The 13,509-nt window shown below is 69.3% G+C and carries 12 protein-coding genes; 9 read left to right on the forward strand and 3 right to left on the reverse strand.

Annotated features, from left to right (window positions below; translation table 11 throughout):
* From KEG57_RS38130 to KEG57_RS38155, 6 genes are all read left to right on the forward strand, one after another.
* A partial coding sequence (locus tag KEG57_RS38130; RefSeq protein WP_272459415.1) for a RecQ family ATP-dependent DNA helicase occupies nt 1–2,004 on the forward strand: 2,004 nt, incomplete at its 5' end.
* A 47-nt stretch (nt 2,005–2,051) separates the two neighbouring features.
* Nucleotides 2,052–3,539: a serine/threonine-protein kinase gene (locus KEG57_RS38135; protein ID WP_272421159.1), complete on the forward strand. Its 1,488-nt coding sequence runs from the start codon at nt 2,052–2,054 to the stop codon at nt 3,537–3,539.
* Entirely contained in the window at nt 3,536–4,366 is an 831-nt protein-coding gene (locus tag KEG57_RS38140) for a hypothetical protein (RefSeq protein ID WP_272421160.1), read from the forward strand. The genes KEG57_RS38135 and KEG57_RS38140 overlap by 4 nt, the downstream gene beginning before the upstream one ends.
* Nucleotides 4,366–5,712, forward strand: a complete 1,347-nt coding sequence (locus KEG57_RS38145) for a LamG domain-containing protein (protein ID WP_272421161.1) — start codon at nt 4,366–4,368, stop codon at nt 5,710–5,712. Before KEG57_RS38140 ends, KEG57_RS38145 begins: the two co-directional genes overlap by 1 nt.
* A 134-nt stretch (nt 5,713–5,846) precedes the next feature.
* Nucleotides 5,847–6,950: a hypothetical protein gene (locus KEG57_RS38150; RefSeq protein ID WP_272421162.1), complete on the forward strand. Its 1,104-nt coding sequence runs from the start codon at nt 5,847–5,849 to the stop codon at nt 6,948–6,950.
* Between the two features lie 4 nt (nt 6,951–6,954).
* Complete coding sequence (locus tag KEG57_RS38155) at nt 6,955–7,737, forward strand: matrixin family metalloprotease (protein WP_272421163.1); 783 nt, start codon at nt 6,955–6,957, stop codon at nt 7,735–7,737.
* On the opposite strand, the gene KEG57_RS38160 is transcribed toward KEG57_RS38155, so the two are convergent.
* Both KEG57_RS38160 and KEG57_RS38165 read right to left on the reverse strand, forming a co-directional pair.
* Complete coding sequence (locus KEG57_RS38160) at nt 7,697–8,251, reverse strand: RNA polymerase sigma factor (protein WP_272421164.1); 555 nt, start codon at nt 8,249–8,251, stop codon at nt 7,697–7,699. The two genes, KEG57_RS38155 and KEG57_RS38160, sit on opposite strands and share 41 nt — an antisense overlap.
* Before the next feature lie 88 nt (nt 8,252–8,339).
* Complete coding sequence (locus tag KEG57_RS38165; protein ID WP_272421165.1) at nt 8,340–9,128, reverse strand: hypothetical protein; 789 nt, start codon at nt 9,126–9,128, stop codon at nt 8,340–8,342.
* A 100-nt stretch (nt 9,129–9,228) separates the two neighbouring features.
* Between KEG57_RS38165 and KEG57_RS38170 the strand changes: the two genes are divergently transcribed.
* The 3 genes from KEG57_RS38170 to KEG57_RS38180 are packed head-to-tail and all read left to right on the forward strand — an operon-like array spanning nt 9,229 to nt 12,620.
* Complete coding sequence (locus KEG57_RS38170; protein ID WP_272421166.1) at nt 9,229–10,290, forward strand: tetratricopeptide repeat protein; 1,062 nt, start codon at nt 9,229–9,231, stop codon at nt 10,288–10,290.
* Nucleotides 10,291–11,631 carry a serine/threonine-protein kinase gene (locus tag KEG57_RS38175; protein ID WP_272421167.1) on the forward strand — a complete coding sequence of 447 codons (1,341 nt, stop codon included), beginning with the start codon at nt 10,291–10,293 and terminating at the stop codon, nt 11,629–11,631.
* On the forward strand, nt 11,631–12,620 hold the full coding sequence (locus KEG57_RS38180) for a hypothetical protein (protein WP_272421168.1): 990 nt from the start codon (nt 11,631–11,633) through the stop codon (nt 12,618–12,620). Before KEG57_RS38175 ends, KEG57_RS38180 begins: the two co-directional genes overlap by 1 nt.
* On the opposite strand, the gene KEG57_RS38185 is transcribed toward KEG57_RS38180, so the two are convergent.
* The gene (locus tag KEG57_RS38185) at nt 12,621–13,484 is read right to left on the reverse strand and encodes a DUF4476 domain-containing protein (protein WP_272421169.1); all 864 of its coding nucleotides are present in this window, start codon (nt 13,482–13,484) and stop codon (nt 12,621–12,623) included. It abuts the gene before it with no gap.
* Nucleotides 13,485–13,509: the final 25 nt, after the last annotated feature.

The raw sequence follows: 13,509 nt of genomic DNA on the forward strand, positions 1-13,509 counted from the left end.
CCGCCCGCAGGCCTCGAATCACGGGCGTCTCGGGCCAAGGGGGCTCGGAAGGAGAAGGAGGGGGGGAAGACGGGGAAGGTCGAGCCGAAAGGGGCGGCAGCGTTCGCCTCGGCGGGGGTGGTGAAGGGTATGGCAGGACAAGCGAGGGTGTTGCAGGGGCAGGCGGAGTTACCGCTGGCGGAGCGGCGAGAGGTGCGAGCAGGGGCGACGCTCGGAGAGATTTTGCGGGAGCGATTTGGTTTTTCTGGGTTTCGACCTTATCAAGAGGCGGTTTGTCGGGCCGTGACCGAGGGGCAGGATGTGCTGCTCGTGATGCCGACGGGGGCCGGGAAGTCGCTTTGTTATCAGTTGCCGGGGATTGCACGAAGGGGGACGACGCTCGTGGTGAGTCCCCTCATTGCTTTGATGGAAGATCAGGTGGGGAAGCTCCGGGCGCAAGGGTTTGCCGCGGAACGAATTCATTCGGGGCGGGATCGGCTGAGCTCACGGGCGGCTTGCGCGGAGTATTTGGCGGGGCGGCTGGATTTTCTATTTATCGCGCCGGAACGGCTCAGGGTGCCGGGGTTTCCCGAGATGCTGGCGAAGCGGAAGCCGACGCTGGTCGCCGTGGACGAGGCGCATTGCATTTCGCACTGGGGGCATGATTTCAGGCCAGAGTACCGGATGCTGGGGCAGCGGCTGCCTTCGCTCCGGCCGGCGCCGGTGGTGGCGCTGACGGCGACGGCGACGCCGATGGTGCAGGACGATATCGCGCGGGAGCTCGGGCTCTCGGAGGCGTCGCGGTTCATTCATGGGTTCCGGCGGACCAATATCGGGATCGAGGTGGTGGAGCTTTCGCCCGCGGCGAGGGTGGAGGCGGTGCGGAAGCTTTTGGAGCCGAAGGAGCGGCGGCCGGCGATCGTGTATGCGCCGACGCGGAAACACGCGGAGGAGACGGCAAAGGAGCTTTCGGAGCTCGGGGCGGCGGCGTACCACGCGGGGATGGAGACGGGGACGCGGGATCGGATCCAGTCGGCGTTCCTGGGCGGGGAGCTCGAGGTGGTGGTGGCGACAATCGCGTTCGGAATGGGGGTGGACAAACCGAACGTGCGGACCGTCGTTCATATGGCGCTGCCCGGGAGCGTGGAAGCGTATTACCAGGAGATCGGGCGCGCCGGGCGGGATGGTTTGCCTTCGCGGGCGATCATGATGCATTCGTTCACGGACCGGCGGACGCACGAGTTTTTCTTCGAGCGCGATTATCCCGATCCGGCGCTGCTCTCGGCGCTGTTCGGGGCGCTCGGGTCGCGGCCGCAGACGAAGGAGGCGCTCTCGCCGCGGGTGGAGTCCGATCCCGAGAAGTTCGAGAAGGTGCTGGAGAAGCTCTGGATCAGCGGCGGCGCGATCATCGACGCGGATGGGGGGATCCGGCGGGGGCGCGAAGATTTCCTCGGCGAGTACGTGGCGCAGCGCAAGCACAAGCAGGAGGACCTCGCCAAAATGGCCCGGTACGCCGAAGGGCACGGGTGCAGGATGCTGCACCTGGTGCGGCATTTCGGTGACCAGGAGGACGACGGGCGGCCCTGCGGGGTGTGCGACGTGTGCGCGCCCGATGCGTGCGTCGGGAGGAAGTTCCGCGAGCCGAGCCGCGCCGAGACGGCGGCGATCCAGAAGATTTTGGACGCGCTCGCCGAGGAGGACGGGCAGCCGATGGGGCGGCTGCATCGCGAGACGTTCGGCGACGCGCTCGATAGGCGGTCGTTCGAGCACCTCGTGAACGGGCTCGTGCGCGCGGGGCTCTGCGAGGTGCGGTCGGACTCGTTCCAGAAGGGCGGGGAGTGGATCGAGTTCCAGCGGGTGTCGCTGACCGAGGAGGGACAAACGCACGGCGGCGAGGCGCCCACGCGGTTCGTCACGCTCGACGAGGAGCCGAAGAAGAAGGCGCGCGGGAAGGCGAAGGGGAAGAGCCGCGGGAGCTCGAAGGCGTTTTGGGCCTGGAAGGCGCGACAGAAAAAGGGTGGGTAAGGATGTGGCCGCCAAAGGGCGCGGTCTGTTAGAGTGACACCGACCTCATGACAGGAGGGCACGCGGGCGCGCGCAAGGTCGGTCGGTACGCCCTCTACGGCGAGATCGCGTCGGGAGGCATGGCCACGGTCTATTTCGGGCGCCTGCTCGGGCCGTCGGGGTTCGCCCGGACCGTCGCGATCAAGCGGCTGCACCCGCAGTTTGCCAAGGACCCCGAGTTCTCGACGATGTTCCTCGACGAGGCCCGCCTCGCCGCGCGGATCAAGCACCCGAACGTGGTGCCGATCCTCGACGTGATCTTCGAAGGCGGCGAGCTGCTCCTCGTGATGGACTACGTGCACGGCGAGAGCCTCGCGCGCGTGCTCAAAAACTTGGAGCGCGAACGATCGCGGCCGCCGCTCCGGATCGTGTCGGGCGTGGTGGCGAGCGCGCTGCACGGGCTGCACGCCGCGCACGAGGCCGTGGACGAACGCGGCGCGCCGCTCGGGATCGTGCACCGCGACGTGTCGCCGCAGAACGTGCTCGTCGGCGCAGACGGGACGACACGCGTGCTCGACTTCGGCGTGGCGAAGGCGATGGGCCGCGCCCAGGTGACGCGCGAGGGCGAGCTCAAAGGAAAATACGCGTACATGGCGCCGGAGCAGATCCGCTCCGGGAGCACCGTGGATCGGCGCGTCGACGTGTTCGCCGCGGCCATCGTGCTCTGGGAGATGCTCGCCGTGCGCAGGCTGTTCAACGGCGACAGCGAGCTCGCGATCATCGCGCAGGTGACGATGAACGAGATCCCGCCGCTGAAGCAGATCGGCGTGGAGGTGCCGCCCGAGCTCGAAGCGGTGGTGATGCGAGGGCTGTCGCGTGATCCAGCCCATCGCTTCCAGACCGCGCGGGAGATGGCGATGGCGCTCGAAACCGCCGTGCCGCCGGCGCCCGCGTGGGAGGTCGGCGAGTGGCTCGCGCAGGTGGCGCCCGACGGGATCACGCGGCGCGCGCGCGAGGTGCAAGCGATCGAGAACGCGTCGATGTCGGACGCGGACGTGCCGCCGCTGTCTTCGCTCGACGGGAGCGTGGAAGCGGGGAGCGTGGCGGCGGCGATGCGATCCTCGCAGGTCTCGGGGATCGCCGTGTCCCATCGGCCGCAAGCGGTGGCGCTGCCCCGATCGGTCGTGGTGATCGCGGCCGCTGTGCTCGTCGCCGCGCTCGGAGGCGCGGCCCTGCTCTGGCTCGATCGAGGCCGCGAGGAGCAGGCGACGGGGATCCAGCCGGTCACGCCGACGGTCACGGCGACGACGGCGAACACGCCTGCAAAGCCGCCCGAGCCCACGGTCGCGCCCACGCCGCCGGAGACGAGCGCGGCGACCACGAGCACGCCCGTCGCGACGACGACGACGACGGCGGCGACGCCACGCCCGACGGCGAAGGGCGCGGCGACCGCGACGACGACGAGCGGTAAAACGGCGCCCCGCGCGGACGGCTGCAGCCCTCCGTACACCATCGACGCGAAGGGCATCCGCCGCATCAAGCCGGAGTGTTTGTGAAGACCCGAGCCCTTGTTTTCCTGGCCGCGGCGACGATCCCGCTCGCGGCCCCCGCCTCCGCCACGACGAAAAAAGAGTGCGTGGCCTCGTACGAGCAAACGCAGTCGCTGCGCAAGGAAGGCAAGCTCGCGTCGGCGCAGGAGGCGGCGCTCGTCTGCTCGCACAACGACTGCCCGCGCGTCGTGCGCAAGGACTGCACCGAGTGGCTCGCCGAGATCGAGAAGAGCCTGCCGACCGTGGTGCTCGTGGCGCGCGACGAGAAGGGCGACGAGACGGCCGACGTGCGTGTGTTCGAGGGTGACAAACTCGTGCGCGAGCGGCTCGACGGCAAGGCCATGCCGATGGATCCCGGCGAGCACGTGCTCCGGTTCGAGCGAGACGGCGCGGAGCCCGTGACCCGCAAGGTGATCGTGCACGAGGGCGATAAGCTCGTGCGGATCGAGGCGTCGTTCAAGAAGGAGCCGAAAGCCCCGGAAGAGAAGCCCGCCGAAAAGGGGAGCGGCGTGCCGATCGCACCGATCGTGATCGGCGGCGTGGGGATCCTCGGGCTCGGCGCGGCAGGCGTGATCGGCCTGCTCGGGCTCTCGGCGAAATCGGATCTCGAAGCGTCGTGCGCGCCGCGCTGCACGGACGCGGCGGTGGATCCCATTCGCACGAAATTCCTGGCCGCGGACATCACGGCGGCCGCGTCGGTCGTCCTCCTGGGAACGGCGGCGGTCGTGTATTTCACGTCGGGGTCACGCGACGAGCAGAAGAGCGCGATGCCCCGGATCGAGTTTGCCCCGACGATCGGCGGCGGATTCTTGAGCCTTCGAGGAGCCTTCTGATGAAGACGCACCTTTTCGCGGCGTTCTTCCCCCTCGCCTCCCTCACGCTGGGCTGCTCGGCGCTCGTCGATCTCGACGCGCTCTCGTCGGGTGGCGGAAGCGGAAGCGGGCCGATCGAGCTGCCGGACGGAACGTATGAATTCGTGGACGACGCGTTCGAAGGCGAATTCGAGCTCGGGTCGTTCACCGACATGGAGTGGGCCGGGGGGCGATTGCGGCTCGAGTCGGAGGCGTATGACGGCGTGTTCCGTTCGCGTGTCTTCGACGCGGGCGAGGCCGTCGACTGGACCACGTTCGCGTGGACCCCGGCGGGGCCGTACCTGAAAGCATTGCCGGATTCCCGGGGCAAGGAGACGGGGTATGCGGAGGGGTCGAGCGACATGTCCGCGAACGTCCTCTTGCTCCACCTCGACGGCACGGGCGCGCTGACCTCGGGGGCCGAGGCGATGGATACGTCCGGCGGGAAAAGCAACGCCGTCGTGAGCGCGCCCTCGGGTACGACGCTCTCGTTCGAGGAGGGTCCGATCGGGCAGGGCCTCGCGGACAAACTCAATACGCACGTCGCGATCGATACGATCATGGGTGATTACGATTTCGATTTCGACGAGGGCGATTTCACCTGGGCGCTCTGGGTCAAGACCTCCTCCAGCTGCGTGGTCAACCGGGTCTTCCTCGGCGTCGACACCGGGTTCGGCGGCCCGCACCTCTGGCTCGGCTGCGCGGACGGGGACGCATTCAACGCCTGTGGCTCGGGCTCGGCCGAGGGCCGCGCGGCGGGCACCTTCAAGTCGAACAGCGACGACGCGTCCGACGGCGTGCCATTCTGCGGCACGACCCAGATCAACGACGGGAACTGGCACCACCTCGCGGCCGTCAAAAAGGGCCACGCGCAGAGCCAGGTCATTCTCTACGTCGACGGGATCGCCGAGGCGACGCTCGGGACCACGTTCCACACGCCCATCTTCCTGACCGGCAGCGACTTCGCGCTCGGCGCTCTGCTCAACGGTGGCTATCAGGCCGAGGGGACGTACGACGAGGTCGCCGTGTGGAAACGCGCGCTCGAGCCGGACGAGGTCATGGCCATGTATCGGCGTGGCGGGGCGCGGCTCGCGTTGCGGGTGCGCACGTGCAGCGACCCGGCCTGCGCGGAGGGCGATCCCTCGTTCGTGGGCCCGGGCGGCGGCGACGGGTGGTTCGTCGATCCAACGGGCACGCTGGGCCCGCCCGGGGACATGCAGCTCGACGTGCCGAGGGCGCGTTACTTCCAGTACGAAGCGAACTTCGAGGGTCTCCGCGAGGGCGACGGCCCGGGCCTCTTCGCCGTGAAGGCCCGCGCGCAGCGCTGATTTTCCCTTTCGCCCGCCGGGGTGTCTAGAAGCGCGGACGAGGTGAGAGAACGCGCCGGAGGGGCGCGCGTCCCGCCCTCGTTCGAATGACGATCCTCCGCCCCGCGTGGAGGATCGAAGGGAGAGATCTCGGCATGAAATGGCTTCGTTACACGCTCTCGAGCCTCGTCTTTTCTTCGGCCCTCGCGCTCGCCGGCTGCGGCGGCAATCCCGAGCCCGAGCCCGTGAACTCGACCGATCCGATCGTCGACGAGGAGATCGTCGACCTCGGTGATCTCCTCGCGCAGGACCCGGACGCGGCCGCGGCCGCGGAGGTGATCGGCGATCCCGCGACGTTGCTCGCCGAGGGCAAGAAGCAGGGCGACAAGGCGCGCAGCGACGTCGCCGCGGTGATGAGCTTCATCAAGGAAGCGGCCCAGGGCGAGCCGGCCAGGAAGGGCGTAACGGCGGACGGCCGGGCGTATGCGCAATGGGTGAAGACGATCCAGGGCGTGGAGATTACGTTCTCCGCCGTGCGCATGACGCAGGATCGGCTGCGGTACCTGGTGCAGGGCAAGGCCACGGACGGCGCGAAGAAGCCGCTGCTCACGGGCATCTTCGTGAAGAAGGGCCCGAAGACGGGCGGCGGTCGGTTCCACGTGAACCTGACGAACGTGAGTGATCTCTACAATGCCCCGGGCGCGGACGGGTCGGTCCATTTCTGGTTCGCGAATCACAAGGGCGACAAGCGCGGCCGGCGTATCGCCTACGTGAACGTGGTTCGTCGGGACGACCCGCAGATGCAAAAGGTCAATTACGGCGCGGACCTCGTGCGGCTCGTGGGCGTGGGCGGCCGGTTCCGGGCCGTGGGCGTGGGCGACGTGAGCGCGGATCTGCCGGGCCAGGAGGCGATCGGCCTCAGGATCCTGTGGAAGGGCGGCGAAGGCGGGCGCGCCGCGGCGGCCGTGGCCTCGCTCGGGCCGAACCCGAAGCTGCTCGGCACGGCGCACGAGTGCTGGGACAAGGACGGCCTCCGCACGGCGTACAAGGATGACAACCCGAACAACAACGCGATGAACCCCGACGAGGGCGACCTCGCAATGTGCGCCGGTTTCGCGGAGGAAGCGCCGCCGGATCAGGGCAACGTGAGCGCGGACGGGCAGGATACGGACCCGGAGCTCGATGCGCTGCTCGAGGAATCGGGCGCGATGGACATCGACGTCGCCGAGGCGGACGCGGCCGACGCGATCGGCCAGTGACGGCATGATGTGGGCGCGCGCCGTGCTCGTGTTTGTCCGGGTATCCCTCGCGATGTTCGTGGCCCTTTCGTTCACGCCGGAAGCCTGGGGCTACGAGCACGGGCGATCCGAGTACGGCGCGCGCCTTCATTTGACTTCGCTTCCGGCACGGGTGCGTCTTGCCACACCCGTGCCGGGTTTGTCCGACGGGGGCCGGGGGGCGATGCTCCGGGCCATGGCGACGTGGTCGCGCGTGGTTTGCGGGGCGAGCGGGTTCTCGTTTGTCGAAGCGAACGCGGGGGAGGATGCGCCGATCGAGGTGCGGGCCGTGCTTTCGGGGTGGCGTCACGGCCCGGCGATTGGAGCACATACGGATGTCGAGAGTGACAAGTTCACCGGGAACATCCAGCGCGTGGTGATCGAGCTCGACGCGACGCGACGGTGGAGCGACGCGGAGAATGTTCCGGCGGATGCGCTCGATCTGGAGACGGTGCTGCTCCACGAGCTCGGGCACGCGGCGGGGCTCGCGCACAGCGGGCAAACCTCGGCCGTGATGCGCGCGGGGCTCAAGCCGGGGCATGCGCCGAGGCGCGCACTCGATCCGGATGACGTGGCGGGGATTTGCGCGTCGTATGCCGCTCCCTCATGGGTAAAGAAGGACGAACGGTTGGTCCCGACGATCCCGCGGGCCCTCGCCCTTTTCGCAGCGATCGGCGCGCTCGGCGCGGGGATCGCCGCATGGAAACGGGGGCGAAAAGCTCGTGTGCTCAGCCGTTCGGATCCGGAATCAGCCCGCGCAGACGCTTGATGCCGTGGTGAAAGTTCACCTTCGCGCTGTCCTCGCTGCAATCGGCGAGGACCGCGATCTCGCGGAAGCTGAGCTCGTGGAAGAGGCGTAGCTCCACGGTGAGGCGCTGCTTCGGCGGGAGCTCTTCGAGCCGTTGCGCGACGCGGCCCCAGACCTCGGCGGCGACGAGCCGGCTCGTTTCGAGGGAGTTCGTGAATGCGGGCAGATCGTCCATGTCGGCGAGCGGGCCTTCCCGCGAGGAGCCGCGGACGTGGTTCAGCGCGACGTGGACCGCGATCCGATACAGCCAGGTGCGGAAGCTCGATTCACGGCGAAAGTCAGCGAGTTTTTCGAACGCATTGAGGAACGCCCGCTGCGCGACGTCCTCGGCGTCCTCGGGGCGCCGGACGTAGCGGCGAACGAGGCGCAGGATCCCGGGTTGGTGCGCCTTCACGAGCGTATCCGCCGCGCTCCGATCCCCCGCGAGGACCCGCTCGACGAGCGAAACGTCGCCCTCTTCTGCCGCGTCGCTCATCGATGTCCTCCTCCGCGCCTGTTCGACGCTCGGGGCTCCGGGTCGCCTGACGGCGCCCTTCGCCCCGAACCCCACGACGCTTGTTCGTTCATGATCCCGCGCCGCAGAATAGCGGAATCGTGCCGCTTTGGCCACGCGAGCTCGACCAGGTCGCACGGGCGCTGCCGTCGAACGTGATGCGGATGTGGATGTCGAGAGCCTTCTTCTCGTGGACGATCTCGCCGCCGGCCGCGGGGCATTCGCCGGCGCAGCGTGCCAGGCCGCTCACCACGGTATGGAAAGCCCGCGCGCCGACGATGGTCTCCCAATCACCGTCGAACGTGACGCATTTCTCCGTGGCATTCCAGGTGACCGTGTAAGAGCCTGCGCGCTCGATTCGATGCCCGCGCGGGCCCACGCCCTCGCCACTCGCCTCGACCACGAGCCGCCGCGTCTCGCCGTCGGCGTCGAGCGAGTAAAACCCCTCGGAATCGATGTCGAGGATCGCCCGCGAAGCGTGCAGATCCCGCGCGGACGCGAGCGCGTGCAGACCACTCGCGCCGACCGAGAACACGACGTCGAACGTGCCGTCGAGATTCGCCGTCTTGAACGGGCCGATGCAACCCGAGAGCAGGTACTTCACCGTGTTGTCTTTGCGCGTCGCCGTGACGCAATCCGTGGGGCGGAAGACGAGGCCCGCCGTCGCCGCCGCTTTCACCGCGGCGAGGTCGGGATAGGCGCTCTTCGGATCGAGGCGCGCGATCGAGGCGACGACGAGCGCCGCTTCGTGCTGCGAAACGTCGAGCGCGTCGAGGGCCTGCTCGACATCGACGCTCTCGTCCTCGCTCTCGGCAGGGCCACACGCGGCTGCCGCGAGGAGGAGGGAGGCGATGGACACACGAGTCGCTCGAGAGGGAAAGACAGAATGTGTCATACCCCTGCTCCCCGCGCCGGGGCGAGTCTCGGCGCGCTCGGAAGGCGTGGTATCTTATCGCGGAATGCGCCTTCTCGCTCGCTTCGTTTCTCGAAAAAGTGCTGGCCTCGTCGTGTCCACGCTCGCGCTCGTCGTCGCGCCGGGACAGGCGGGGATCGCGGCGGCGCAAGCCGAGGAGCGCGCGGTCACGACGGAGGATCGCGCAGCCGCCACGCGCGCATTCGAGGAGGGCGAACGCGCGTATCGAGCCGGTGATTTTTCAAGAGCAGCCGAACGTTTCGAGGAGGCGTACCAAAAAGCCCCGCACCCGGCGCCGCTCTGGAACGCGGCGAGGTCGTGGGACAAGGCCGGCGAGGTCGCGCGCGCGGCGAACGCATACGCGCGGTATCTGCGCGAGGCGCCGGAACGCGCGCCGGATCGCGACGCGGCAGGCAAGGCGCTCGCCGAGCTCGCGACGAAGCTCGGGCGAATCGAGGTGTTCGCGCCCGAGGCCGAGGAGGTGCGGGTCGATGATCAGCCGCTCGAAGGGACGAGCGTGTACGTGCACCCCGGGACGCACGTGATCAAAGGTCGCGTGCGTGGGGTCTCGGTGCAGCGGACGGAGGCGCTCGAAGCGGGTGGCGTGCGCAGCGTGGCGCTCGTCGCGGAGAATATCGGTTCGGCGCCGAAGGAATCGCCGAAGGAGCCGCCGCGTCCGATCGCGAAAGCGCCGCGCCCGCCGGCCACGATCACGACGGCGCCGCGCGAAGGCAAACCCTGGCTCGTGCCGGCGCTCGTCGCGAGCGGGGCCGCGACGCTCGTGAGCACGGGGCTCATGGTGTGGTCGGGGGTCGATACGTTGAGCGCGCGATCGGATTTCGACGCGGCGCCGTCCTGGGACAAACTCGACGAAGGTCGGGACAAACAGTTCCGCACGAACGTGCTGATCGGTGTATCGCTCGGCCTCGGCGCGATCACGGGCGTACTCGGATCGATCTGGCTCGCGGGCCAGCGCGGCAAGGATGTGAAGGTGGGGTTTGGAGCGAAGGACGCCGTCAGGCGATCCGAAGCCCCAAGCGTCGAACTGAAGATCACGCCGCCCGTGCTCGGAGGCCCGGCGTTCGTCGGGGCCACGGGGAGTTTTTGAATGGCGCGATCGATCGAGCGGATCGGTCCGTACGAGGGGATCGCCGAGCTCGCGTCCGGCGGCATGGCGACGACGTACCTCGCGCGAAAGACGGGCGAGGTCGGCTTCGAGCGGCTCGTCGTGCTGAAGCGCGTGCATCCGCATCTGCTGAAGGAGCCGAACCTGAGGGACATGCTGGCCGACGAGGCGCGCGTGGCGGCGTCTATGCGGCATCCGAACGTGGTGCCGGTCGAGGACGTGGTCGACGCGTCGGGCGAGCTTTGCCTGGTGATGCCGTACGTCGAGTCGCTCTCGCTCGGCGCGCTGCTCGACGCGGCCCGGCGCGGAGGCGAGCGGCTGCCGCCCGCGGTGGCGAGCCGGATCCTGCTCGACGTGCTCGCCGGCCTCGACGCGGCGCACGAGGCGAAGGATCTGCGCGGCGAGCCACTCGAGATCGTGCACCGCGACGTGAGCCCGCGAAACGTGCTCGTCGGCACGGATGGGCAAGCACGGCTCATCGATTTCGGCGTGGCCAAAGCGGCGCGGCGAATCACGCAGACGAAGAGCGGGATCATGAAGGGGACGATCGCGTACATGGCGCCGGAGCAGCTCCGGCGTCGCGAGCTCGATCGGCGCGCGGACGTGTTCGCCGCAGGCGTGGTGCTCTACGAGGCGATCACGGGCGAGCGGCTCTTCGATGGGCGAGACGAGGCGGACGTGTTGATCGGCGTGCTCGCGGACGAGATTCCGCGGCTGTCGGAGACGGCGCTCGGCCTTTCGCCCGCGGTCGACGAGGTGCTCGAAGCGGCGCTTTGCCGCGATCCCGAGGAGCGCTTCGCGTCGGCCGCGGCGTTCGCGGAGGCGCTCGAACGCGCGCTCCCGCCGGCACCCGCGCGCGAGGTTGCGGCGATCCTCGCGCGGCTCGGAGCGGCGGAGATCGAACGGCGGCGGGAGGCGGTGCGGGTTTTTCTGGACCAACCGAGGATCGAAGGGGCCATGGAGAACGCGCCGCGGCGGCGATCGTCGTCGCGGGCGATCGTGGTGCTCGCTTCGGCGGCGGCACTCGCGGGAGGCGGTTTCCTCGCGGCTTCCGCGATGCGACGGGCGGCGCCGAGCCCGACGCGGGCGAACGCGGGCGTGGAGGCGCGCGTGGCGTGGGCGCGGGAGGTCGTGGTTGTCTCGACGAACACGGCGCTCACGGAGGCGCCGGGCGGGAGCGGGGCGGCGGCCGCGCCTTCGGCCGAGGCGAGGCCGGCGGCGGGCGCTGCGACCGGTTCGGCGCGGCCGAAGGCGCCCGCGTCGCGATGGGATCTGCACGCGAATCCGTATCGGGCGGGGGAGATCGGCGACAATCGCCGTTGATGCGTGGAAAACTTTTCGCTTGGCTCCTCCTCGGGCTCCTCGGATGTACCGTGTTCGATGGGCTCACGGTGCCCCCGGAAGCGAACGCGCTGCCCGGTTACCTCTCGATCGAGGAGGGCGCGCGGGCGTGTAGCCTGGTCTTTCGTTGTCCGAGGCTCTCCGAGGCCATCGCGCGGTCGATCGGTGTGCCTGCAAGCGCGACGCGGTTCTCGACGTGCCTCGGGTGGCTTTCGGGCCCGCTTCCGCCGAGCCGATTCGGGCTCTCCGCGCAGGCGAGCCTGCTCGGCTGCGTGAGCGAGGCCGGGGGATGCGAGGAGGCGCTCGCGTGCGCCTTCGTCGAGCCGCTGGGCGAGGACGATACGCGGTGCGTGGGCGTGGCGGGCGACGCGTGCGCGTCCGCGGGGATGCTCGTCGATTGCACGAGCCGGTACGCCGAGCGTTGCGTGACGCCGCACTGGGGCGCCGGAAGCGAGTGCAGGCTCGGGCTCGGGAGCGAGGGGCGATGCGCGCTGAGCGGGTGCCTGCCCGAGACCGCGGCGCCGCCGCGCTGCACGTCGGGGGTTTACGTGCGGTGTGATCCGGCGACGAACCTGAAGGTCGCGAAGGATTGCAATACGGTGGGGCTCACCTGCCCGGAAGGCGCCGAGGGCGCGGACGCGCAATGCGCGACCGAGGACGGGGTGTTTCCGTGCGACGAGCCGGGCGCGACGTCATGCGCGCCAAAGGAGGCGCGGGTGCGCGTCTGCGACGGCTCGCTCGCCTCGGAGTTCGATTGCGCGGCGATGGGCGCCGCGTGCATCGCGGAGGACGGGGGCGCGCGGTGCGCGCGGTCCGGGGAGGCGTGCTCGCCGCTCGATCCCGGGATCGACGAATGCAATGGGACGACGATCTCGGTCTGCGTGGCTGGATCGAGGGTCACGCTCGATTGCGCGACCCTCGGGCTCTCGTGCGTGCCGCCGGACGGGACGTCGAGCGGGCGTTGTGGATAGTCAAGGAATACGGAGAATGGCGGCGGCGCGGACGCGGGCCTCGTAGGTGACGAATTCGTCGAGCAGGCGCGAGGCATCGCCGCGGCCGATGAGGTTGGGGGAGAGAATTTCGAGCGCCCTGAGGCGCGAATCATCGAATGCGAGGCGCGCGATCAGATCGTGCGCTTGCCCGACGGTGACGGCGCGATTCCCGAAGACCTCGGCCAGGAACGCGAGGCGGCTGCGTTCGTCTTGCAAGGCCTCCATGTCGGCGATCGTGGTACGGAACTGGATGGCCGAGAGGGGCCGTTCGAGCTCGAACGCGGGCGGCGGATACGCGTTGTGCGAGGGCGGCGGCGGGACACGCTCGACGATCGGGGAGCCGTGGCGGTCGAGGGAGAGGGCCACGACGCCGGGCGTGGCCTGGACATGGCCCTGCCAAACCCTCCGGTCGCCGCGGGTCATGACGACGCCGTAGGCGCGCCCCTCGGGGACGAACATGACGCCGGGGCGCCCCTCGATCGAGCCGATGAGGGTGTTGCCGTCGTAGATCCAGGCGATCCCGCCGTAGGCCGGCGCGATGCGGAGCTCGGTGTAGCGGGGGTAGACGTTCGCGTAACGCCGCGGGGTGGGGGCGGGGCCATATTGCGGGCGCGGGATCGATCGAGGGCCGTAAGGCCGCTCCGCCGGGGGTGCCGTCTGGACTTGCGGCGGCATCTGGACGGGCGTCTGCCATTGCGCTTGCATCTGCGCAGGCGTCCTCATCTGGACCTTTCCGAAGAACGACGCATCGAGCGACGCGTCGATCCCGCCGTCCGCTCGCGCCTCCATCACAGGCCCGAGCAGAGGGGCGCAAAAAGCCAGGATCGTCGCGTACTTCTTCATTTCGAACCTCCACGCAGCCATCACG

The organism is Polyangium jinanense, from assembly GCF_028435365.1.

What these genes read in the sequence shown, in the direction of transcription:
- KEG57_RS38185 (WP_272421169.1), bottom strand. Translation starts at nt 13,484, where the DNA reads ATGAAGAAGTACGCGACGATCCTGGCTTTTTGCGCCCCTCTGCTCGGG.
- KEG57_RS38170 (WP_272421166.1), top strand. Translation starts at nt 9,229, where the DNA reads ATGCGCCTTCTCGCTCGCTTCGTTTCTCGAAAAAGTGCTGGCCTCGTC.
- KEG57_RS38135 (WP_272421159.1), top strand. Translation starts at nt 2,052, where the DNA reads ATGACAGGAGGGCACGCGGGCGCGCGCAAGGTCGGTCGGTACGCCCTC.
- KEG57_RS38160 (WP_272421164.1), bottom strand. Translation starts at nt 8,251, where the DNA reads ATGAGCGACGCGGCAGAAGAGGGCGACGTTTCGCTCGTCGAGCGGGTC.
- KEG57_RS38155 (WP_272421163.1), top strand. Translation starts at nt 6,955, where the DNA reads ATGATGTGGGCGCGCGCCGTGCTCGTGTTTGTCCGGGTATCCCTCGCG.
- KEG57_RS38145 (WP_272421161.1), top strand. Translation starts at nt 4,366, where the DNA reads ATGAAGACGCACCTTTTCGCGGCGTTCTTCCCCCTCGCCTCCCTCACG.
- KEG57_RS38180 (WP_272421168.1), top strand. Translation starts at nt 11,631, where the DNA reads ATGCGTGGAAAACTTTTCGCTTGGCTCCTCCTCGGGCTCCTCGGATGT.
- KEG57_RS38175 (WP_272421167.1), top strand. Translation starts at nt 10,291, where the DNA reads ATGGCGCGATCGATCGAGCGGATCGGTCCGTACGAGGGGATCGCCGAG.
- KEG57_RS38150 (WP_272421162.1), top strand. Translation starts at nt 5,847, where the DNA reads ATGAAATGGCTTCGTTACACGCTCTCGAGCCTCGTCTTTTCTTCGGCC.